Consider the following 20,872-nt stretch of genomic DNA (forward strand, 5'->3'; position numbering starts at 1 on the left):
CCGGCCGGAAACGATGGGGGCGGGCCGAAACCCGCCCCGTGGTCCTGCTGTCAGTCCCTGGCCATCATGTCCCGCGCCATGCGCCGGCCCCGGAACCACATCCGGCTCATCCGGCGCCCGGCGCTGTCGGCGAGCTCGGCCCGGGTGAGGGGGACCATCCACATGAGGAGCGCGGCCCCCAGGATCGCCCCGGTCACGAGACCGCCGAGAAACCCCCGGGTTCGCACCGCGTTCACCCCCGTGCGCCGGAGCCGGAGGTGACGGCACCCGGCGTCAGGCCGGCCCCGGCCTCGGGGTCGGCTCTGCCGGCCCGGGCACGTTCTCCGGCCCGGCGGCGATGAGCTCGCCCTCGGCGTCCAGGTGGAAAATGCGAACGCCGCTACCGGCCACGTTGAACTCGACGCAGCAGTCCCAGCAGTAGTATTGCTCGGTCCCGACCCGACCGATACTCGCACTCCCGCAGTTCGGGCAGCGCACGCGCCACTCACTCCCCGGCGCCCGTCGCCCACGGCGGGCGTGTGAGATCGGACCCGGCCCCCAGGATCAGGGCCTCCGGCCCCGCCACCAGGGACGCGGGCCCCGGCAGAACCGTCTGACCGGAGAGGAGGTCGTCGACGAGGCCGGCCGAAACCTGATACCCGGTGATGGTGCCGGAGGTCGGGTCGACCCAGGCGTCCGCCAGGTGCCCCAGGTCCGCGCCCCCGGCGCTGTAGAGCGGGCGGCCCGCCACCTGCTGCCAGGCCGGCCCCGTGCCGGCCTCGGCCGGAACCAGGGGACGGGGGGCGGAGGCCACCACCACGGCCCCGTCGCCCACGGCGACCACCGCCGGCCAGTCGACCGCCCGACCGGGGCGGAGCCAGCCGCCGGGCTCCAGCACGAGGGCGACCACGCGCCCGCCGTCGGCCGAGAGGAGCACGTCGCGCACCCGGCCGAGGCGGCGGCCGCCGCCATCGAGGACCGGAAGGCCCAGCAGGCTTGTCAGCCTCCGCACGGCGCTCACCGCCGGTTCCGATTCTCCCGTGGGACCAGTTTGCCCACCCGCCTGCCGGGTTACTCCCGTACCGCCGCCGCGGGGCGGGGCGCGCCGGCCGGCGCCGGGACGGACTCGATGGTTCCGCCGCCGAGAACCCACTCGCCCTGGTAGAACACCACCGCCTGGCCGGGGGTGAGCGCCCGCTGGGGCTCGTCGAAGACGACGCGCACGCGGTCCGGCCCTTCCGGCACCACCGTGCACGGGGCCTCGGGCGCCATGCGGCGGATCTTCGCCGTGGCCCGTGCGGGGCCCGTCAGTTCGGCGACCCGGATCCAGTTGAGGTCGGCCGCGATGAGCTCGCGCCGGTACACCTCCTCGTCACGGCCCACGATGAGCGTGTTCGTGTCCGGGTCCAGGTCCACCACGTAGATGGGTTCGCCCATGGCGGGCAGTCCCTTCCGCTGGCCGATCGTGTACAGGGGCAGCCCCTTGTGGGTGCCGATCACGCGGCCGTCCGTGGTGACGATGGGACCGGGGCGAATCGCCTCCGGGATCTTCTCGGACAGGAAGCGGCCATAGTCGTTGTCGTACACGAAGCAGATCTCCTGGCTGTCCGGCTTGTCGTGGACGGGCAGGCCGACCTCCTTCGCCTTGCGCCGCACGTCGGGCTTCAGCCAGTCCCCGAGCGGGAACAGGGTGCGGCTCAGGGCCTCCTGGGTCATGTTGTGCAGCACGTACGTCTGGTCCTTGCGGGTATCCCGCGCCTTGCCCAGGAGCCACCGCCCTGTCTCCGGGTCCCGTCCCACCCGGGCGTAGTGGCCGGTGGCGATGAGGTCGCAGCCAAGCTGGCGAGCCCGGTACAGGAGCGCCGAGAACTTCACGTAGCGGTTGCAGGCGATGCACGGGTTCGGCGTGCGGCCCCGGGCGTACTCCCGGATGAAGTAGTCGATGACCGTCTCGGAGAACTTGCCCTGGAAGTTGAAGACGTAGTAGGGGATCCCCAGGATGTCCGCGACCCGGCGGGCATCCTCAACGGCCGCGAGGGAGCAGCAGCCGGAGTGCTCGTTCAGGCGGACGTCCGCCGGGATGTCGTCCGTCCACGTGTTCATCGTCACCCCGATGACCTCGTAGCCCTGCTCGACAAGCAGGGCCGCGGTGACCGAGCTGTCCACCCCGCCGGACATGGCCACCAGCACCCGCTTCCTCTCTGCCACCGTGCTCCCCCCTCTTCTGTACGTGTGACGCCCCGGCCGGAGGCCGGGGCGCCCGGCGGTCACTCGGCCACCGGGATGCCGCGGATCGCCTCCACCACTCTGTCGAGGACCTCCAGCATGTAGTCGACGTCTTCTTGCGTGTTATCTTGCCCGAAGCTGAAGCGGAGCGTGCCGGCAGCCCGCGCGCGGGGCAGGCCGATCGCCTTCAGGACGTGCGACGGCTCCACGGACCCGGCGGTGCACGCCGACCCCGCGCTGCAGGCGATGCCTTCCATGTCGAGCCGCATGAGGAGCGTCTCCGCCTCCACGCCCTCGAAGCTCAGGCTCGCGTTGCCGGGGGTCCGGCGCGCCGCGTGGGTGGCCGGGTCCGGCCCGTTGACGTACGTGCCCGGGATCCGCTCGAGGACGCCCGCCACGAAGCGGTCCCGCAGCTGCCGGGCGTGCTCCGCCCGGGCCTCGAGCTCCAGCCGCGCCAGTTCGGCCGCCTTCCCGAACCCGGCGATGCCCGCCGCGTTCTCCGTCCCGGGGCGGTGGCCCCGCTCCTGCCCGCCGCCGTACAGCATCGGGCTGAACGGGACGCCCTTGCGGACGTAGAGCGCCCCGACCCCCTTCGGGCCGTAGATCTTGTGGGCGGAGAGGCTCAGGAGGTCGACGCCCAGCGCGCCGACGTCCACGGGGATCTGGCCGGCGGCCTGCACGGCGTCGGTGTGGAACACCACGTCCGGGCGCCTCGCCTTGACCGCCGCCACCAACCCGGCGATGTCCTGGATGGTGCCGATCTCGTTGTTCGCCAGCATCACGGACACCAGGACGGTGTCCGGCCGCAGGGCGGAGACGAGGTCTTCCGCCCGCACGAAGCCCGTCACGGGCTCGACGGGCAGGACGGTCACCTCCCACCCCTCCCGCTCGAGCTGCCGGGCGCAGTCCAGGACCGCGTGGTGCTCGATCGCGGTGGTGATCAGATGGCGCCCGCGGCCGCGCGCCGCCTCCATCGCCCCCCGCAGCGCCCAGTTGTCCGCCTCGGTGCCGCCGCTGGTGAAGAAGATCTCGGAGGGTCGGGCGCCGATGAGGCGCGCGACCTGCTCCCGCGCCCACTCGACGTGCTTGCGGGCCGTCCGGCCGAACCCGTGCACGCTGGAAGGGTTGCCGAAGTCCTCGGTGAGGACGCGGGCCATCACCTCGGCCACCGCCGGGTGCACGCGGGTGGTGGCGGCGTGATCGGCGTACACCTTGCGCACGGACGTGACCCCCCGCCGGCTCACAGCTCAGAACTCACAACTCACAACTGACAACTAGATTTCGTACACGAGGTTGCGGCGCGCCAGTTCCTCCTTCTCCTCCTCGACCAGGTGCAGGAGCGTCATGGAGTCGAGGAGCTTCCCGACGCGTTCGATCACGCGGCGCCAGGCGCCCGATCCCACCTGGTCGCCCTCCTCCTCCAGCTCCAGCGGGCCCTCCAGGGCCCGGAGGATCTCCCCGACGGTGATGGTCTCCGGCGGGCGTCCCAGCGTGTACCCTCCCTGGGCGCCGCGCACGCTCGTCACCAGGCCGGCGCGCCGGAGGGGGGCGGCGATCTGCTCCAGGTAATGCTCGGAAAGCCCCTGCCGGTCGGCGATCTCCTTCAGGGAGAGCGGTCCGGATCCGTAGTGGTATGCGAGCTCGAAGAGCGCCTTCACGCCGTACCGTCCCTTGGTCGACAGCCGCATCGGTGAATCCCCCAATCCCGGGTACGCCCTGCGGAATTCCCCGTGCCCATTGTAGCACGGCCGGAAAGGGCTTCCCGTTCTAGCTCCCGTAGCCCGTGGCCCCGGCGTCGCGCAGGAGCCGGAGCAGGTCGTCGTGGATGGGGCCGCACGTGGCCACGATGTGCCGGGTTGCCGCGGTGTACGGACGGCCCAGCGTGTCCGTCACCCGGCCGCCCGCCTCCCGGACCAGCAGGGCGCCGGCGGCCATGTCCCACGGGCTCAGGTTCACTTCCCAGAACCCGCTCAGCCGCCCGGCGGCCACGTACGCCAGGTGCGTGGCCGCCGAGCCGAAGTTGCGCAGGTTGCGGATCACCGGGACGAGGGCCCGCACCCCGTCGACGGCCACCTGCCGGTACGCCGGCTGGGAGGGGAACCCGGTCGCCAGCATGGCGTCGGCCAGGCGTCCGCACGGCCCCACCCGCAGCCGCTGGTCGCCGAGCCAGGCGCCCTCGCCGGCGCGTGCCGTGAACAGCTCGTCGCGGTACGGGTCGTACACGACCCCCACCACCGGCTCCCCGTCCCGCACCAGGGCGATGCTCACCGCCGACGCCGCCAGCCCGTGGACGAAGTTCGCCGTGCCGTCCAGGGGGTCGACCAGCCAGAGCTCGGGGCCCCGCCGGAGCTCCTCGTCCAGGTCGCGGCCGAACGCCCACTCCTCGCCCACGACCGGGACGTCCGGGAACGCCTCCCGGAGCCGCCTGCGGATGAGGTCCTCCGAGGCGCGGTCAACCTCGGTGACCAGGTCGGAGGGGCCCGACTTCGTGTCGTACGCGTCGATCCGGCCGAGCGCGCGCCGGATCAGGTCCCCGGCCGCGCGGGCGGCCTCCACCGCCGCCTGCAGGTGTGCTGCCAGCATCCTTCGACGCTCAGCCTCCCGCCCCTCATGATGCCTCATTTTCGCGGGGACGGCTACTGCCGGCCGTGACCCGGACCCCGGTCATCCCGGCACGAGAGGAATTCGTTGATTCCCTACGGAATCGAAAGAAACCGTCGAGGTGATGGGCGAGCATGGTCAAGATCGGCAACGTCCGCGTGATCGACTTCCACGTCCACTTCCCCGCCGCGCCCCCGCACTTCCGGGGGCGGCAGGTGCACCCCCTGATCGCCGAGTACGGCCGCCGGCGGGACGCCCGCATGGCGGCCGAATGGGACTTCGAGACCCCCAGCGAGCCGTGGGCCACCGACCCGGCCCAGGAGCCCGCCCTCGCCGACCGGTGGGCGGCGGAGGTGGAGAAGTACAACCTGGAGCGGGTCGTCTTCGTGATGGGCTCGTCCAACGAGAACCTGGCGAAGGTGGTCGCGCGCCACCCGGACCGTTTCGCCGCCCTCGTCTTCCTGCCCGACCCCCTGGCCCCCGGAGCGCTGGACGAGCTGCGCCGGGGCGTCGAGGAGTGGGGCATGCGCGGGCTCAAGCTCCTGGGGCCGCGCATCGACGCCCCGCTCGACGACCCCCGCCTCCTGCCGATCTGGCAGTACGTGGCGCAGAAGCGGCTGCCCGTCCTGATCCACTTCGGGCCGCTCGGCAAGGCGGGGGGCGTCGTGTGGCATCCGAACATCTCCCCGCTGGCCCTGTTCCCGGTGGCACAGCGGTTCCCGGAGATCCCCTTCGTCGTCCCCCACTTCGGCTGCGGCTACCCCCAGGACCTGCTGTGGCTCATGTGGTCGCTGCCGAACATCTACGTGGACACCTCGGGCTCCAACCAGTGGATGCGCTGGATGGTCCAGCCGCTCGACCTGGAGACGCTGTTCCGCCGCTTCTACGAAACGGTGGGCCCGAAGCGGATCGTGTTCGGCACGGACTCCTCCTCGTTCCCGCGCGGGTTCTCGTACCGGTACCTGCAGGACCAGGTCCGCGCCTGCCGGCACCTCAACTTCCGGGAAGAGGACCTCGAGGACATCTTTCACCACAACGCCGCCCGGCTCCTGGGCTACATGCCGCGGGAGGACGAGTAGGGCCCGTCTCGCCACGGCCTCTCGCTGCCGCCGGCCCCGCGAAAGGTTAAAATGAGGGGGACGGAGGTGACGGGGTGGACCTCTTCGAGTGGTCCCGCCGGCAGGAGGCGGCCCGGTCGGCGCCCCTGGCGGACCGGATGCGCCCCCGCACGCTGGACGAGGTCGTGGGCCAGGAGCACATCGTCGGCCCCGGGCGGCTCCTGCGGCGCGCCATCGAGGCGGACCGGCTGTCCTCCCTCATCCTGTGGGGGCCGCCCGGCAGCGGCAAGACGACCCTTGCCCGCATCATCGCCGCCACCACCCGGGCGCACTTCGAGCAGCTGAACGCCGTGACTGCCGGGGTCTCGGACATCCGCCGCATCATGCAGGAGGCGCGGGATCGCCTGGGCCAGCACGGCCAGCGGACCGTGGTGTTCGTCGACGAGATCCACCGCTGGTCCAGGTCCCAGCAGGACGCCCTCCTCCCCTACGTGGAAGACGGGACGATCATCCTGATCGGGGCGACCACGGAGAACCCCTCGTTCGAGGTGATCCCGCCGCTCCTCTCCCGGGCCCGCCTCTTCCGGCTCGAGCCGCTCACGGACGAGCAGGTCCGCACGGTGGTGGAACGGGCCCTCACCGACCCGGAGCGGGGGCTCGGCCGGGAGGCGGTGCGGGTCGACCCCGAGGCGCTGGACCACATCGTGCGCATGGCGAACGGGGACGCCCGCAGCGCCCTGAACGCGCTGGAGCTGGCCGTCCTCACCACCCCGCCGGGACCGGACGGCGTGCGCCACGTCACCCTCGCCGTGGCGGAGGAGTCCATCCAGCGGCGCGTCCTGCGCTACGACCGGGAGGGCGACCAGCACTACGACGTCGTCAGCGCCTTCATCAAGTCGATGCGCGGCTCGGACCCCGACGCCGCGCTCTACTGGCTCGCCCGGATGATCGAGGCCGGCGAGGACCCCCTCTTCATCGCCCGCCGGGTGGTCATCCACGCCAGCGAGGACGTGGGGATGGCGGACCCCATGGCGCTGGTGGTCGCCGTCGCGGCGATGCAGGCGGTGCACATGGTCGGCTGGCCGGAAGCCCGCCTGGCGCTGGCGCAGGCGGTGGTGCACGTGGCCACGGCGCCCAAGTCGAACGCCGTGTACGTGGCCATCGGGGAGGCCATGAAGGACGTGCAGGAGAAGCGGGCGGGTGAGGTGCCCGTGCACCTGCGGGACGCCAGCTACAAGGGCGCGGCGCGCCTCGGCCACGGCGCCGGATACAAGTACCCGCACGACTTCCCGGGCGCCCACGTCGCCCAGGTCTACGTGCCACCCGAGGTCCTCGGCCGGGTGTACTACCGCCCGTCGGACCGGGGGTTCGAGGCGGAGATCCGCCGCCGGCTCGAGGCCTGGCGGTCGGGCGGCGCCGGCCCGCAGCCGTGACTCTCGCTTCAGGACGGTGCAGGCATGTTCTCCGGAATCCGCGTCGTGCTGTTCGACCTGGACGGCACCCTGATCGACTCGAAGGACGACCTGGCGAAGGCCGCCAACCTCACCCTGGCCGACCTCGGCCTGCCCTCGCTCCCCCCTGCGCAGATCCACCGGTTCATCGGCAACGGGACCCGGGTGCTGGTCCAGCGGACCCTGGCCGCCGCGCGCGAGCGGGACGGCCGGGGAGATCCCGCCGCGCTGTGCCCGGAGGACGTGGACGGCGCCCTGGCGATCTTCCGCCGCCACTACCGGGAGCATTGCCTCGACCAGACGCGGCTCTACCCCGGCGCCGGGCGCACCCTGGCCGGGCTCCGCGACGCCGGGGTCCACCGCGCCGTGGTGACCAACAAGGACGGCGAGCTGAGCCGGACGATCCTCGCCGGGCTCGGCGTCCTCGACCTGGTCGAGGTGCTCCTGGGGCCGGAGGACGTGATCCACCGGAAGCCGCACCCCGAACCCGTCTTCCGCGCGCTGGACGCCTTCGGGGCCCGGCCCTCCGAGGCCCTTCTCGTGGGCGACAGCCCCGTGGACGCCGAGACGGCCCGCGCCGCGGGCGTGCCGCTCTGCGCGGTCACGTACGGCTACGGCCTCGACAATCCCGAGGCGCTGGCCCGCGCCGGGGCAGCGGCCGTCCTGGACCGCCTGGACGACCTCCTGGACCTCCTCCGGTAGCCCGCCGTTCACGGGCCGAAGGCCCCCGGGATCCACGTCACGCGCCAGCCGCCCCGCCCGTCGGGGGCGACCTCGGTCACGTCGAACCGGCACGGCCGGTCCGGACGGGGATGGTCGCGGAGGAAGGCGGCGGCCAGACGGCGGAGGCGCATCTGCTTCGCCGGACCCACCGCCTCGGCGCCGGTGCCGAACCGCGCGGACCTGCGGGTCTTCACCTCCACGAACACGAGCGCCGGCCCGTCCTCGAGGACCAGGTCGATTTCCCCCAGCCGGCAACGCCAGTTGCGCGCGACGAGGGACAGCCCCTGCGCCAGGAGGTGCGCGAGCGCGGCCTCCTCGCCGGCGCGCGCGACTGCCCCGGTCTGGCGCTTCGCCCCCGGCCGTGGCTCAGGCATCCCCGTGCGGCGGCCGGGCCGGGGCGGCGGACAGCGCTTCCCGCGGCTGCCCGAGACGGCGGTGGATCGGACACGGGCCGTACTTCTCCAGCGCCGCGCGGTGCTCGGCCGTCCCGTATCCCTTGTGATGGGCGAACCCGTACTGCGGGTAGAGCCTGTCCATCTCCATCATGTACCGGTCCCGGGTCACCTTGGCGACGACGGCGGCGGCGGCGACCGAGGCCGAGGCGCCCTCCCCTCCGGCGACCAGCGTCTGAGGCGGGCCGGGGTGGGGCAGGTGCAGGGAGGCCAGCAGGAGGTGGTCCGGAGGGACGGTGAGGCCCCGGACCGCCCTGGACATGGCCTCGTAGGTGGCGAGGAGGACGCTCGTCTCGTCGATCCCCGCGGGGTCGGCCATGCCGACCCCGACGGAGACGGCCACCCGGCGGATCTCGTCGTAGAGCGCCTCCCGGCGGCGCTCGGTCAGGCGGCGGATGTTCTCGAGCCCGGGGAGGAACACTTCGCCGGGGAGCACCACGGCCGCCGCGACCACCGGCCCGGCGAGTGGCCCCCGCCCCACCTCGTCCACGCCCGCGACGTAGCGTGCACCCTGACTCCACAGCCGCCGCTCGTGCGCGTACATCCGGGTCAGCAGGGACTTCTGCCGCTCCCACTCCTCCAGCCGCTCGCGACAGTACCGCACGAGCCGCTGCGCCCCGCCCCGGGGATCCCCCGCCAGCGCGGCGATGACCTCGGGGTAGCTTTCCGGTCCCCTCGCCTGCACGTACTGGTGGAGCTGGCGCAGGCTCATCTTGCGAAGGCTCACCCGCACGCGCTCATGCCCCCCGTCTGCCCAGATGAACCGAGGCCCCGCGCCGAGCCGGAGGGCACTCGACTCGATGGCACACGTCTCGATGACGGAGGGATGTTCGGCGCTTTTTTCTCAAAATCCTCCCGGCCCCGAGCAGCCGTCGGGACCGGGGAGCGGCTCGGGCGGCTGCTCCAGCGTCAGCCGGCCGAGGCGGCCCTCGCGGAGCTCGCGCAGGATCAGGGCCGCGGCCCGGTCCGCGTCCGGAAGGCCGCCGGGACGGAGGAGCCCCCGGAAGCGGGCCACCTGCGCGAGCGCGGCCTCCGGATCGGCCGGCGGACCCTCCAGCCCGAACCGCTCCCGGACCGCTCCAGGAGCCAGCGCCTGCAGGTCGGGCAGGAGCGCGGCGGCCACCCGGGGGATGTCCACCACCTCCTCGCGCACGATCCCCAGGGCGACCAGGAGGTACCCCGTCCTGGGGTCCACGAAGCGCGGCACGAGGATGCCGGGCACGTCGAGGAGTTCGAGGTCGCCGACCCGGACCCACTGGAGGCCCCGCGTGACCCCGGGCTTCTCGCCCACACGGGCTCGCCGGCCGCCGGCCATGCGGTTGAGCAGCGACGACTTGCCCACGTTGGGCATCCCGACCACCATCACCCGCGCCGGGCGGGGCAGCCGCCCGCGCGCGCCGAGGGAGGCGACCACCGGCTCGTAGAGGCGGCGGACCTCCACCAGCACCTCCCGGACCCCCGTGCCCCGCGCGGCGTCCACCGCCACGGCCGTCAGCCCCTGCGCCGACAGGTGGCGGAGCCAGGCGCCGGTGGCGGCCGGGTCGGCCAGATCCGCGTGCGCCAGCGCGACCACCCGCGGCCTTCGCCCCGCGAGCTGCGCCAGGTCCGGGTTCGCGCTGGCCGCCGGCGCCCGCGCGTCCCGCACCTCCACCACCACGTCGACCAGGCGCAGGGCCTCCGCAACCTGCCGCCGCGCCCGGACCATGTGTCCGGGGAACCAGGAGATGCTGCCCACGGCCCGCTCCTCCTGCCGGGCAGCTACTGGCCCGCCATCGGCGTGGAGGGCGCGGTTGCCCGCGGGCCGGCCGCCACCCGCCCGGAGAGGAGGTCCCAGCGGTCCAGCGGCCAGAACCGCAGGAACGCTTTCCCCTTGACGTACTGGAGGGAGATCTCGCCGAAGGCGCGGCTGTCCTCGCTGTTGTCCCGGTTGTCGCCCATGACCCAGATCGTCCCGGGCGGTACGACGCGCGCCTTGAACGTGCCGGTGTGGCGGAACCGCAGGTAGGGCTCGTCCAGCGGCTGGCCGTTGACGTACACGACGTCGCCCCGGGCCTCGATGCGGTCGCCGGCCACCGCGATCACGCGCTTGATGAAGTCACGCCGGCCGGGACCGTACGGATAGCGAAAGACGACGATGTCCCCGCGTTCGGGGGGGTGGAAGCGGTAGATGAACTTGTTCACCAGGAGGCGTTCGCCGTCGCGGAGGGTGGGCTCCATCGAGTGGCCGTCGACCACGAACACCTCCACCACGTAGTGCCGGATGGCCAGGGCGATGAGGAGGGCGATGACCACCGTCTCCACGACCTCGCGCAGGGCGCTCTTCCCCTTTGTCCCGCGCGGCGGGGAGCGGTGGGTCCCGGCGTCCACCGGTGCGCTCTCTTCCGTTACCGGGTATCCTTCCGGGGGCTGCGGCACGCGGCGATCCACTCCCTTCGCCGGTGCGGCGCCACCCCGGGGCACCGCCCGGCCGCAGAAGGGCGCCGGGCCATGTGCCCGGCGCCGTCACCGATCCCGCTTTTCCTTGATCCGGGCCGCCTTGCCGGTCAGCCGGCGCAGGTAGTACAGCTTGGCCCGGCGGACGTCACCCCGCCGCACGACCTCGATCTTCTCGATCTGCGGCGAGTGCACCGGGAACGTCCGCTCGACGCCCACGCCGTACGACACGCGCCGCACGGTGAACGTCTCGCGCACCCCGCCCCGCTGGCGCTTGATGCACACGCCCTCGAAAGCCTGGACGCGCTCCCGGTTGCCCTCCACCACCTTGACGTGCACCCGCAGGGTGTCGCCGGGGCGGAAGTCCGGGATGTCCTTGCGCATCTGCTCCTGCTCGAGCAGGTCGATCACGTTGGCCACTTCGATCCCCCTTTCGCCACGGCGTTCACACCCGGCACCGGGCCGGGTGGTGGATCGCCCCCAGGATCAACGAGACGATTATAGCAGACTCGACCGCGGACCTGCCAGGCCCAGCTCGCGGCGCAGCTCTGCCAGCATGCGGCGGTCGTCGTCGTCCAGCCGCGCCCGCTCCAGGAGGTCGGGCCGCTGCAGGAGGGTGCGGCGGAGCGCCTCCCGGCGCCGCCACCGCGCCACGGCGGCATGGTCCCCGCTCCGAAGCACCGCCGGGACCTCCATCCCCCGGAAGGAGGCGGGCCGCGTGTACTGGGGCCCCTCGAGGAGGCCGGTCGCGTACGAGTCGTCGGCGGCGGAGCGCTCATCCCCCAGGACGCCGGGAACCAGGCGGCACACGGCGTCGATCATCACCAGGGCCGGCAGCTCGCCACCGGTCAGGACGAAGTCGCCCAGGGAGACCTCGTCGGTGACGATCCGCCGCACCCGTTCGTCGAAGCCCTCGTACCGGCCGGCAACGAAGATCAGGTGCGGCTCGCCGGCGAGCTCCCGGGCCATCTCCTGGGAGAACCGGCGCCCCCCCGGGTCCATGAGCAGGATCCGGGGCCGGCGCCCCGCCGGCGGGGCCGTGAGGCCGCCGGCCGGCACCGCCTCGGGAAAGGGGCCCTGACGGATCGCGTGCTCGACCGCCGCGTAGACCGGCCCGGGCTTCAGCACCAGACCCTGGCCGCCCCCGTAGGGGTAGTCGTCCGTGACCTGGTGGGGCCCCTCGCCGAACGCGCGCAGGTTCACCACGCGCACGTCGATCAGGCCCTTCTCCCGTGCCCGGCCGAGGATGGATTCCTCCAGCGGCCCGTAGCACAGGTCGGGGTGCAGGGTGACGAGGTGAATGAGCATCGGCGTCACGGCTCCAGGAGGCCCGGGATCGGCCGGATGACGACCCGCCCGGCGGCCGGATCCACCCGCTCGACGAACTGGCGCACGAACGGCACCCGGGCCCGGTGTCCGGCCTCGAGCCGGATCACCAGCACGTCGGCGGCCGGGGCGGGTTCGACCGCCTCCACCCGGCCCAGGCGTGTCCCCTCCGGGTCCTCGGCGACCATCCCCACCAGCTGGAACACGTAGAACGTGTCCTCCGGCAGGGGGTGAAGCGCGGCGGCGTCCACTCGCAGCTCTCGCCCCCGGAGGGTCTCCGCCGCCGAGCGGTCGTGCACGCCCTCCAGCTCGAGGACCGGCATCCCGGCCCGGACGAAGCCCACGAAGCGGCAGCGTCGCGGCCGGGGCTCGTCCCCCACGTAGACTTCCCGGAGCGCGGGCCAGCGCTCGGGGAAATCTGTCAGGGGATACACCCGGACCGCCCCGCGCAGGCCCTGCGGGGCCACGATCTGCCCGATGGTCACCCGGGACCCGGTCATGTGCGGCGGATCGCGACCACGCGGCCGTCCTCCACCAACACCTCCGTGGCGAAGAGGCCGTCCCAGTCGTCCCCGACCCCGACCTCCGCCACCGCCTGCACGGTGCCGGTGACCACCTCGCTCCCCAGGGGCAGGCCGGCCACCTCCGTCACCCGCCGCATCAGCTCCTGCTTCTCGGCCTGGCGCTTCTCCTTCTCGAGCTCGACCGCCTGCCGGAGCGCGAGCTGCTGCTGGGCGGTGAGGGTCGGGCTCAGGGCGGCGCGCTTGACCTGGCTGTCCAGCTCGTCGATCTCGGCCTCCACCTGGCGGATGGCCGCCTGCAGCTCCGCCACGAGCCGGCTCTTGAGCTTCTCCGTGACCCGGGCCTTCACCGTCAGCGGACGCACGATCTGGATCTTGTTCACTGCGCGAACTCCACGTGAACCCGCCGGCCATCCCGGACGGCTGCCGACTTCACCACGGTGCGGATCGCCCGGGCCACCCGGCCCTGCCGGCCTATGACCTTGCCCAGGTCGTCCGGGGCGACGTGCACCGTCAGGGTGACGCTGCGGGCCGTCTCCTCCTGCTCGACCACCACCTGGTCGGGGTGATCCACCAGTGATCTTACGAGAATCTCCACCAGTTGTTTCACCGCAGAGTACCCCCGTCACGCCGCCCCGGCAGCGGGGCCCGGGCCGGCCCGGGCCGCCCCGCTACCCGTTCGCCGGCTGCGCGGTGCCCCCGCGCAGGGCCTGGAAGACGCCGGCCCGCTTCAGCAGGGCCCGGGCGGTGTCCGTCGGCTGCGCTCCCCGGCGGAGCCAGAGGACGGCCTTTTCCTGATCGATCTGGACCACCGGCGGCTGGCGGGTCGGATTGTAGTAGCCGATCTCCTCGACGAAGCGCCCGTCGCGCGGGGAGCTCTCCTCCGCGACCACCAGGCGGTAGAACGGCTGCTTCTTCGCACCCATGCGGCGCAGGCGGATCTTCAGCGCCACCCGATGTCACCCCCTTTCGTGGCCGGCGCGGCCGCCGCCTTCCGGCTAGCGGCGCCCCGGCGGAAAGCCCGGGGGGAGCCCGGGCCCAAGGCCCGGCAGGCGCGGCCCCTTGCCGCCACGCCGTGCCAGGGTCCTTTCCATGCTGCTCATCTGCTTCATGAGGCGCCGGGTATCCTCGAACTGGCGCAGGAGCCGGTTGACGTCGGCCACCCGGGTACCCGACCCGGCGGCGATGCGCCGGCGCCGGCTGCCGTCGATGATCTCCGGGTGGCGCCGCTCCTGCACGGTCATCGAGTTGATGATGGCCTCCACCCGGGCCAGCTCCTTCTCGTCGACCTTCAGGTCCTGGAGCTCGCGCAGCCGGCCCAGACCCGGGATCATCGACAGGATCTGCTCCAGCGGGCCCAGCCGCCGCATCTGCCGGAGCTGGTCCCGGAAGTCCTCCAGGGTGTACTGGTCCTTCGCCAGCTTCTTCGCCAGGGCCATGGCCTTCTCGGCGTCCACCGCCTCCTGGGCCTTCTCGATGAGGGTGAGGACATCCCCCATGCCCAGGATGCGGGAGGCCATGCGCTCCGGGTGGAAGGGCTCCAGGGCGTCCAGCTTCTCCCCCGTGCCGGCGAACTTGATGGGCCGGCCGGTCACGGCCCGGACGCTGAGCGCCGCCCCGCCCCGCTGGTCGCCGTCGAGCTTGGTGAGGATGATCCCGTCGATGCCCAGCCGGCGGTGGAACTCCTCCGCCACGTTGACGGCGTCCTGGCCGGCCATCGCGTCGACCACCAGGAGGACCTCGTGCGGGGAGACGGCGGCCTTGATGCGCTCGAGTTCGCCCATGAGCTCGTCGTCGACGTGCAGCCGCCCGGCGGTGTCCACGATCACCGTGTCGAGGCCGGTGCTGCGGGCGTGCTCCACCCCGGCCCGGGCGATGGCCACGGGGTCCTGCTGCCCCATCTGGAAGACCGGTACGCCGGCCTTCTCCCCCAGCACCTGCAGCTGGCGGACGGCGGCGGGCCGGTACACGTCGGCCGCCACCAGGAGCGGCCTGCGGCCCTGCTTCCTGAGGTGGACGGCGAGCTTTCCGGCGTGGGTGGTCTTGCCCGACCCCTGAAGCCCCACCAGGAGGATCACGGTGGGCGGCTTCGGGGCCACCGACAGCTTGGCGTGCTCGCCGCCCATGAGGGCGGTGAGCTCCTCGTAGACGATCTTGATGACCTGCTGCGCGGGCGTGAGGCTCTCGAGCACCTCGGCGCCGACCGCCCGCTCCCGGACCCGGGCGATGAAGTCCTTCACCACCCGGAAGTTCACGTCGGCAGCCAGGAGGGCAGTCCGGACCTCCCGGAGGGCGTCGTTCACGTCGGCCTCCGTCAGCTTGCCCTTGCCCCTCAGCCGGCGGAAGACCTCCTGCAGCCGGCCGGACAGGCTCTCGAAGACCGCCACGGTCATCCCCCCTCGGCCCGGTCGGCCCGCATCAGCTCCTGCAGGCTTCGCCACGCCCCCTCCACGGAGGCGGCGGCCGGGTCCTCCGGCGCCACCTGCCTGCGGAGCCGGGACAGGTGCCCCGCCAGCGCCTCCAGGGCGGCCTGACGGCGAAGGAACTCCGCCACGAGGCCGAGGCGCTCCTCGTAGCGCTCCAGCGCCTCCAGCGCGCGGCGCAGCTGCTCGTGGACGGCCTGCCTGGAGACACGCTGCGTGCCGGCGATCTCCCCCAGGCTGAGGTCCTCCAGGTAGTACGCCCGGACGAGCTCCTGCTGGCGGTCCGTGAGGAGCGGGCCGTAGAAGTCGTACAGGAGAGCGGCCCGCTCGCGGGCCTGTACCAGCGACTCCCCGTGGGAGTCCGCGGGGTGGCCTCCCGATTCTACCCCGCCGGGGGACGGGGTGTCAACCCGATGTTCTTGACGCGTCTCGGCCGGCGCCCAACGTGCGGCGTCGCGGGCCTCGTACTTGGCCAGGACGCCCCGGAAGGCGTCCTCCAGCGAAATCCCGAGCTGGTTGGCCAGGGCGCCGACCACGAACAGGATGTCGCCCAGCTCCTCAGCCACGTCCCCGGGGGGCTCGCTCGCCTTCTTCGCCTTGGGCCCGAAGCGGTCGCCCAGCTCCCGGGCCAGCTCGCCGACCTCCTCGGTGAGCCGCGCCAGGTTGGCGAGGGGCGGCCAGTACCCGTCCCGGAACCGGCTGATCCAGGCGTGGATGGCGTCCTGGACCTCGTCGAGCCTCATGGTGCCGTCTCCCGGGTCTCGAAGAGGGCGTCCACGAAGGCATCCGGGTCGAAGGGCTGGAGGTCCTCCATCCCCTCTCCCACCCCGACCCACTTCACCGGCAGGCCCACCTCCCGGCGGATGGCCACCACGACCCCGCCCCGGGCGGTGCCGTCGAGCTTGGTCAGCGCCACGCCGGTGACGCCCGCCACCTCCGTGAAGAGGCGCGCCTGCTGCAGCGCGTTCTGCCCGGTCGTGGCGTCCAGCACCAGGAGCACCTCGTGCGGGGCGCCCGGCAACTGCTGGCCGACCACCCGGCGGATCTTGCGCAGCTCCTCCATGAGGTTCGCCTTGTTCTGCAGGCGGCCCGCGGTGTCGATGAGGACCACGTCCGCCTGCCGGCTCTTCGCCGCCTGCACGGTGTCGTAGGCAACCGCGGCCGGGTCAGAGCCCTCCGACTGGCGGATCACGTCGGCCCCGGCCCGCTGCCCCCAGACCACCAGCTGGTCGATGGCCGCGGCCCGGAAGGTGTCGGCCGCCCCCAGGAGGACCTTCTTGCCCTGCCGCCGGTAGTACCCGGCGAGCTTGCCGATCGTGGTGGTCTTCCCCGCGCCGTTCACCCCGACGACCAGGATGACGGTGGGTCCGTCCGGGTTCTCCGCCATGGGCACCGGCTCGCCGAGGAGCTCCCGCACCCGCTCCTTGAGCGCGCCGATGAGGCGCGACGGGTCCTCCAGCCGGCGCTCGCGCGCCACCCGCCTGAGGTGCTCGATCAGGGCCTCGGTGGTCTCCACCCCCACGTCGGCCTGGAGCAGCACCGCCTCCAGTTCCTCGAAGAGCGTCTCGTCGATGCGGCGAAGCCGTGCGGTGACCGCCTGGAGCCGCTCCACCAGGGCTCCGCGGGTCTTCGCCAGGCCCGCCCGCAGGCGGTCGATGAAGCCCACGATCCGTTCCCTCCTAGCCCGCCAGCCGGCGGTCGGCGTCCTGCAGGCGCACCGAGACGACCCGCGAGACGCCGTTTCCCTCCATGGTGACCCCGTAGAGGGCGTCCGCTACGGCCATGGTGCCCCGCTGGTGGGTGATGCAGATCACCTGGGTGGTCTTGCTCAGCTCGGACAGGTAGCGGCCGAACCGGGCCACGTTGGCCTCGTCGAGGGCCGCGTCCACCTCGTCGAGCACGACGAACGGGCTCGGCCGTACCCGCAGGAGCGCGAAGAGGAGCGCCGCGGCCGTGAGGGCTCGCTCGCCACCCGACAGCGCCGCCAGGGGAGTCTCCTTCTTGCCGGGCGGCTGGACGACGATCTCCACCCCGGTCTCCAGCAGGTTCGACTCGTCCAGCAGCACCAGGTCGGCCTGCCCGCCCTCGAACAGGCCCCGGTACACGTCCCGGAACTCCCGCCGGATGCGCTCGAAGGCGGACCGGAACTGGGACTCGATCCGCCGGTCCAGCTCGTCGATGGCCCGGTACAGGGACTCCCGGGCCTCCTCCAGGTCGCGCGCCTGCGCGGTCAGGAACGCGTGCCGCTCCGTGGCCTGGCGGTGTTCCTCCACCGCGGCGAGGTTCACGGGTCCCAGGGCGAGGATCGCCTCCCGCAGTTCGGCGAGGCGCTGCCGGGCCTCCTGCGCCTCCTCGGGGGCCAGCGCCTCCGCCGTCAGGCGGGCCGGGTCCGCGCCGAACTGCTCGCGGGCCCGGGCCCGGAGCCCCTCGAGCTCGCCCTCCAGCCGCGCCGCCTCCGCCCGGGCCCCGGCCACCAGCGACTGCAGCTCCTGCGTCGTGCGACGCAGCTGGCGGGCCTGACGCTCCAGCCCCGCGATCTGCCCCTGCACCTCCAGGAGCCGCCGGTCCAGCGCCGCCTTCCGCCCGGCGGCCTCCTCCCGTTCGGCCGCCCGCGCCTGCTCCTCCTCCCGCGCGATGGCCAGATCCGCCCGTGCCTGCTCTTCCCGCCGGCGGGCGGCGGCCAGCCGCTCTTGCCGGTCCTCGAGCTCCTGCCGGAGGCGGCCGCGCTCGCGGGCCACCCGGTCCTCCTGCGCCGCCAGGGCCCGCTCCTCCTGCGCCAGCTCCGCCAGGCGCACCCGGAGCGCGGTCACGTCCCGACCGGCTGCCTCCGCCTCCCGGCCCAGGGCCTCGGCCCGGGCGAGGGCCGCCTCGAGCGCGGCCGCCGCGGCGGCCTGCTCGGCCTCCAGGGCCTCTGCCTCCCGCAGGAGCCGCTCACGGACCTCCTCCCCGCCCGACCGCTCGGCCTGCAGGGCGGCGGCCTCCCGCGCGAGCGCGTCCCGCTCGCGCCCGAGGCGATCGGCCTCGGCGGCCCAGCGCGCCGCCTCCGCCTGCAGGGCGGCAGCCTCCACTTCGACCCGGCGCAGCGCCTCTCCGGCCTCGGCCCCCTCGCGCGCCGCCTCCCCGGCCCTGCGCCGGGCCTCCTCCAGGGCGGCGCTCGCCTGCCGGATCGCCTGCTCGAGCGCCTGCCGCTCGGCCGCCAGCTCCGCTCGCTCGCGCTCCCGGGCGAGCAGCCCGCCGCCGCGGCCCGTCTCCGCGCCGCCCGTGATGGCGCCGCCGGGGCTCACGAGCTCGCCGTCCAGAGTCACGATCCGCAGCCGGAGGTCCGTCCGCCGGCCCATGGCGATGGCGGCCTCCAGGTCCCGGGCCACCGCCACGCGCCCCAGCAGGTGGCGGATCGCCGGCGCCACCCGCTCGTCGAAGCGGCACAGGTCAGCGGCCACCCCGACGAAGCCGGGTACGGCCGCCAGCTGCGCCCGCTCGGCGGCGGACAGCCCGGACGGCCGCACGAGGTCGAGGGGCAGGAAGGTCGCCCGCCCGCCGCCGCTGCGCTTCAGCTCCTCGATGCAGGCCCGGGCGACCCGCTCGCTCTCCACCACGACGTCGTTCACCGCTCCGCCCAGGGCCACCTCGAGGGCCCGCTCGTAGGCGGCGTCGGCGCGCACCAGCTCGGCCACGGCCCCGACCACGCCCCGCGCCCACGGCTTTCCCTCCTCCCGGCCGCGCAGCACGGTCCGGGTGCCGCGGCCGAAGCCCTCGAACCCGGCGCGCAGCTCCTCGAGGAGGGCCAGGCGAGACGCCACCGCTCCCTGGCGGGCACGCAGGCGCTCCAGTTTCGCGGCGTGCGCCTTCGCCTCGGCCTCGGCCTGCCGGGACGCCGCCCCGGCGGCCTCCAGGCAGCGCGACAGCTCCGCCCGCCGTCCGGCCAGGTGCTCGAGACGGGCGGCGACCTCCCGTGTGCGCTCCCGGGCAGCGCGCTCCTCCTTTTCGAGCGCGCGCTGCCGCTCCCCGAGCTGCGCCAGGCGCCGGTCCGCCTCGGCGCCCGCCCGCTCCTCGGCCTGCGCCCGGTTCCGCCGCTCGGCCGCCGCCTCCGCGGCGGCGAAGGCCCGCGCCCGCTCGGACTCCGCCTGGTCCCGGGCTTCCTCCTGGGCCTGGCGGAGGTCGCCCAGGCGCGCCTCGGCGCCGGCGAGCCGGGCCTCGGCCTCCGCCCGCTCGGCGGCGACCTGGGCCGCCCGGGCCGCCGTGGCCCCCGCCTCCTCCTCGACCTCGCGCAGGCGGGTAGCCGATGTGGCGATCTCCGACTCGAGGCGGACAGCCTCCTCCGCGGCCCGGCGCGCCTCCTGCTCCGCAAGCCGGGCCCGCCCGCGGGCCTGCTCGAGCCGCGCGGCCAGGTCGGCGAGAGTGGCCTGGAGCGCCGCCCCCTCCTCCTGCAGGGCCGCCGCCAGCGCCCGGGCCGTGCCCAGCGCGGCTTCCGCCTTCTCCAGCTCGCGCTCCGCTTCGCCCATGCGGCCGGCCGCCGACGCCTCACGGGCACGCTGCCCTTCCAGGGCGCGCTCGGTCCGGACCAGCGCGAGGGCCAGGAGCCCTCGCTCGAGGCGGTCGACCTCGGCGGTCAGCCCCTGGTGGCGGCGCGCGGTCTCCGCCTGGACCGCGAGGTCGGCCAGGCGGGCCGAGACCTCCTGGATCAGGTCACCGAGCCGCAGCAGGTTCTGCTCGGTCTCGGCCAGCCGGCGGGCCGCCTCCCGGCGGCGCACCCGGTAGCGGGCGATCCCTGCGGCTTCCTCGAAGACCCCCCGGCGGTCCTCCGGGCGCGCGGAGAGGACCTGGTCGATCCGCCCCTGCCCGATGACCGAATAGCTGTCCCGCCCGAGCCCGGTGTCCAGGAACAGGTCATGTACGTCCTTCAAGCGGCAGGGCGACCCGTTGAGGAGGTACTCGACCTCTCCGCCCCGATCGACGCGCCGGGTGACCACCACCTCCGTGAACGCCACCGGCAGGCCGCCGTCGGAGTTGTCCAGGGTGAGGCTCACCTCGGCAAAGCCGAGGGGCCGCCTCTTCTCGGCCCCTGCGAAGATGACGTCTTCCACCCGGGACCCCCGCAGCTCCCGGATGCTGGGCTCGCCGAGCACCCAGCGCAGCGCGTCGGCGATGTTCGACTTGCCGCTGCCGTTGGGCCCCACCACCGCCGTGATTCCGGGCCCGAACTCGAGGACGGTCTTCTCCGCGAAGCTCTTGAAGCCGATGAGTTCCAGCCGTTTCAGGTACATGGGTACGCTTTTCGGCGACCGGCCGCCCCGCACCTTCCCGCCGGGGAGCCCGCCAGCAAACAAGAAACCAGCCGGGGTGTCCGGCTGGCGGAGATCCGGCATCCGGTCAGCGGGGTTCGACGATGAACCGGATGGCCGTGCGTTCCTCCCCCTCGATGTCGATCTCGGCGAACGCCGGGACCGCCACCAGGTCCATGCCGTTCGGCGCAACGTACCCGCGAGCGATGGCAATCGCCTTGACAGCCTGGTTCACCGCGCCGGCGCCGACCGCCTGCACCTCGGCGCTGCCGCGCTCCCGGAGGACGGCGGCGAGGGCTCCGGCAACCGACTTGGGCTTCGACTGAGCGGAAACTTTTAGTACCTCCACTTCCTCGATCCTCCCCGTCCGTATCTTCGATGCACCCCGCTGATCTTG

Annotated in this window: 25 protein-coding genes; 3 read left to right on the top strand and 22 right to left on the bottom strand. The window is 73.6% G+C overall.

All coding sequences use genetic code 11. The features are described 5' to 3' along the window. Positions 1-50 precede the first annotated feature (50 nt). The 7 genes from caldi_RS08185 to caldi_RS08215 form a co-directional block, all read right to left on the bottom strand. On the bottom strand, positions 51-227 hold the full coding sequence (locus tag caldi_RS08185; RefSeq protein WP_264844597.1) for a hypothetical protein: 177 nt from the start codon (positions 225-227) through the stop codon (positions 51-53). 46 nt (positions 228-273) lie between these two features. Then, positions 274-477, bottom strand: a complete 204-nt coding sequence (locus caldi_RS08190) for a hypothetical protein (protein ID WP_264844598.1) — start codon at positions 475-477, stop codon at positions 274-276. Between the two features lie 7 nt (positions 478-484). Then, positions 485-991, bottom strand: coding sequence for a PRC-barrel domain-containing protein (locus tag caldi_RS08195; RefSeq protein ID WP_264844599.1), 507 nt, complete (start codon positions 989-991; stop codon positions 485-487). Between the two features lie 59 nt (positions 992-1,050). Next, positions 1,051-2,187, bottom strand: a complete 1,137-nt coding sequence (gene mnmA / locus caldi_RS08200) for a tRNA 2-thiouridine(34) synthase MnmA (protein WP_264844600.1) — start codon at positions 2,185-2,187, stop codon at positions 1,051-1,053. A 59-nt stretch (positions 2,188-2,246) separates the two neighbouring features. Beyond that, positions 2,247-3,425: a cysteine desulfurase family protein gene (locus caldi_RS08205; protein ID WP_264844601.1), complete on the bottom strand. Its 1,179-nt coding sequence runs from the start codon at positions 3,423-3,425 to the stop codon at positions 2,247-2,249. 54 nt (positions 3,426-3,479) lie between these two features. Next, entirely contained in the window at positions 3,480-3,893 is a 414-nt protein-coding gene (locus caldi_RS08210) for an RrF2 family transcriptional regulator (protein WP_264844602.1), read from the bottom strand. 79 nt (positions 3,894-3,972) lie between these two features. Next, positions 3,973-4,788 (bottom strand): inositol monophosphatase family protein, encoded by an 816-nt coding sequence (locus caldi_RS08215; protein ID WP_264844603.1) that lies wholly within the window; start codon positions 4,786-4,788, stop codon positions 3,973-3,975. Between the two features lie 152 nt (positions 4,789-4,940). On the opposite strand from caldi_RS08215, the gene caldi_RS08220 reads away from it, so the two are divergent. The 3 genes from caldi_RS08220 to gph all read left to right on the top strand — a co-directional run bounded on the left by caldi_RS08220 (position 4,941) and on the right by gph (position 8,017). Then, complete coding sequence (locus tag caldi_RS08220) at positions 4,941-5,885, top strand: amidohydrolase family protein (RefSeq protein WP_264844604.1); 945 nt, start codon at positions 4,941-4,943, stop codon at positions 5,883-5,885. Positions 5,886-5,959: 74 nt separating this feature from the next. Continuing rightward, positions 5,960-7,297 (top strand): AAA family ATPase, encoded by a 1,338-nt coding sequence (locus caldi_RS08225; RefSeq protein ID WP_264844605.1) that lies wholly within the window; start codon positions 5,960-5,962, stop codon positions 7,295-7,297. 24 nt (positions 7,298-7,321) lie between these two features. Next, entirely contained in the window at positions 7,322-8,017 is a 696-nt protein-coding gene (gene gph, locus caldi_RS08230) for a phosphoglycolate phosphatase (protein ID WP_264844606.1), read from the top strand. An 8-nt stretch (positions 8,018-8,025) separates the two neighbouring features. Here gph and caldi_RS08235 read toward each other — a convergent pair whose 3' ends face one another. The 15 genes from caldi_RS08235 to caldi_RS08310 all read right to left on the bottom strand — a co-directional run bounded on the left by caldi_RS08235 (position 8,026) and on the right by caldi_RS08310 (position 20,824). Beyond that, positions 8,026-8,412: a YraN family protein gene (locus caldi_RS08235; RefSeq protein WP_264844607.1), complete on the bottom strand. Its 387-nt coding sequence runs from the start codon at positions 8,410-8,412 to the stop codon at positions 8,026-8,028. Beyond that, the gene (locus caldi_RS08240; protein WP_264844608.1) at positions 8,405-9,223 is read right to left on the bottom strand and encodes a ribonuclease HII; all 819 of its coding nucleotides are present in this window, start codon (positions 9,221-9,223) and stop codon (positions 8,405-8,407) included. The genes caldi_RS08235 and caldi_RS08240 overlap by 8 nt, the downstream gene beginning before the upstream one ends. A gap of 111 nt (positions 9,224-9,334) precedes the next feature. Further along, positions 9,335-10,225: a ribosome biogenesis GTPase YlqF gene (ylqF, locus tag caldi_RS08245; protein WP_264844609.1), complete on the bottom strand. Its 891-nt coding sequence runs from the start codon at positions 10,223-10,225 to the stop codon at positions 9,335-9,337. A 23-nt stretch (positions 10,226-10,248) separates the two neighbouring features. Then, complete coding sequence (gene lepB, locus caldi_RS08250; protein ID WP_264844610.1) at positions 10,249-10,857, bottom strand: signal peptidase I; 609 nt, start codon at positions 10,855-10,857, stop codon at positions 10,249-10,251. A 135-nt stretch (positions 10,858-10,992) separates the two neighbouring features. Beyond that, positions 10,993-11,343 (bottom strand): 50S ribosomal protein L19, encoded by a 351-nt coding sequence (gene rplS / locus caldi_RS08255; RefSeq protein ID WP_264844611.1) that lies wholly within the window; start codon positions 11,341-11,343, stop codon positions 10,993-10,995. Positions 11,344-11,421: 78 nt separating this feature from the next. Continuing rightward, on the bottom strand, positions 11,422-12,231 hold the full coding sequence (gene trmD / locus caldi_RS08260; RefSeq protein ID WP_264844612.1) for a tRNA (guanosine(37)-N1)-methyltransferase TrmD: 810 nt from the start codon (positions 12,229-12,231) through the stop codon (positions 11,422-11,424). 5 nt (positions 12,232-12,236) lie between these two features. Continuing rightward, positions 12,237-12,749: a ribosome maturation factor RimM gene (gene rimM, locus caldi_RS08265; RefSeq protein WP_264844613.1), complete on the bottom strand. Its 513-nt coding sequence runs from the start codon at positions 12,747-12,749 to the stop codon at positions 12,237-12,239. Then, complete coding sequence (locus tag caldi_RS08270) at positions 12,746-13,153, bottom strand: YlqD family protein (protein ID WP_264844614.1); 408 nt, start codon at positions 13,151-13,153, stop codon at positions 12,746-12,748. Before caldi_RS08270 ends, rimM begins: the two co-directional genes overlap by 4 nt. Then, positions 13,150-13,380 (bottom strand): KH domain-containing protein, encoded by a 231-nt coding sequence (locus caldi_RS08275; protein WP_264844615.1) that lies wholly within the window; start codon positions 13,378-13,380, stop codon positions 13,150-13,152. The genes caldi_RS08270 and caldi_RS08275 overlap by 4 nt, the downstream gene beginning before the upstream one ends. Positions 13,381-13,441: 61 nt before the next feature. Beyond that, on the bottom strand, positions 13,442-13,723 hold the full coding sequence (gene rpsP, locus caldi_RS08280; RefSeq protein ID WP_264844616.1) for a 30S ribosomal protein S16: 282 nt from the start codon (positions 13,721-13,723) through the stop codon (positions 13,442-13,444). A gap of 45 nt (positions 13,724-13,768) precedes the next feature. Continuing rightward, positions 13,769-15,163 (bottom strand): signal recognition particle protein, encoded by a 1,395-nt coding sequence (gene ffh / locus caldi_RS08285; RefSeq protein WP_264844617.1) that lies wholly within the window; start codon positions 15,161-15,163, stop codon positions 13,769-13,771. Next, positions 15,160-15,936 (bottom strand): YlxM family DNA-binding protein, encoded by a 777-nt coding sequence (ylxM, locus tag caldi_RS17630; RefSeq protein WP_319951809.1) that lies wholly within the window; start codon positions 15,934-15,936, stop codon positions 15,160-15,162. Before ylxM ends, ffh begins: the two co-directional genes overlap by 4 nt. Further along, positions 15,933-16,862: a signal recognition particle-docking protein FtsY gene (gene ftsY / locus caldi_RS08300; protein WP_264844757.1), complete on the bottom strand. Its 930-nt coding sequence runs from the start codon at positions 16,860-16,862 to the stop codon at positions 15,933-15,935. The genes ylxM and ftsY overlap by 4 nt, the downstream gene beginning before the upstream one ends. A 10-nt stretch (positions 16,863-16,872) precedes the next feature. Continuing rightward, positions 16,873-20,457: a chromosome segregation protein SMC gene (gene smc / locus caldi_RS08305; protein WP_264844618.1), complete on the bottom strand. Its 3,585-nt coding sequence runs from the start codon at positions 20,455-20,457 to the stop codon at positions 16,873-16,875. 106 nt (positions 20,458-20,563) lie between these two features. After that, positions 20,564-20,824, bottom strand: a complete 261-nt coding sequence (locus caldi_RS08310; protein WP_264844619.1) for a stage V sporulation protein S — start codon at positions 20,822-20,824, stop codon at positions 20,564-20,566. Positions 20,825-20,872 lie beyond the last annotated feature (48 nt).

It is taken from the genome of Caldinitratiruptor microaerophilus, assembly GCF_025999835.1.
Taxonomy (GTDB): domain Bacteria; phylum Bacillota; class Sulfobacillia; order Symbiobacteriales; family ZC4RG38; genus Caldinitratiruptor; species Caldinitratiruptor microaerophilus.

Coding starts and splice junctions, on each gene's coding strand:
- smc (WP_264844618.1), bottom strand. CDS start 20,457: ATGTACCTGAAACGGCTGGAACTCATCGGCTTCAAGAGCTTCGCGGAG.
- caldi_RS08210 (WP_264844602.1), bottom strand. CDS start 3,893: ATGCGGCTGTCGACCAAGGGACGGTACGGCGTGAAGGCGCTCTTCGAG.
- rimM (WP_264844613.1), bottom strand. CDS start 12,749: ATGACCGGGTCCCGGGTGACCATCGGGCAGATCGTGGCCCCGCAGGGC.
- caldi_RS08235 (WP_264844607.1), bottom strand. CDS start 8,412: ATGCCTGAGCCACGGCCGGGGGCGAAGCGCCAGACCGGGGCAGTCGCG.
- gph (WP_264844606.1), top strand. CDS start 7,322: ATGTTCTCCGGAATCCGCGTCGTGCTGTTCGACCTGGACGGCACCCTG.
- caldi_RS08215 (WP_264844603.1), bottom strand. CDS start 4,788: ATGCTGGCAGCACACCTGCAGGCGGCGGTGGAGGCCGCCCGCGCGGCC.
- trmD (WP_264844612.1), bottom strand. CDS start 12,231: ATGCTCATTCACCTCGTCACCCTGCACCCCGACCTGTGCTACGGGCCG.
- caldi_RS08220 (WP_264844604.1), top strand. CDS start 4,941: ATGGTCAAGATCGGCAACGTCCGCGTGATCGACTTCCACGTCCACTTC.
- ffh (WP_264844617.1), bottom strand. CDS start 15,163: ATGACCGTGGCGGTCTTCGAGAGCCTGTCCGGCCGGCTGCAGGAGGTC.
- ylxM (WP_319951809.1), bottom strand. CDS start 15,936: ATGAGGCTCGACGAGGTCCAGGACGCCATCCACGCCTGGATCAGCCGG.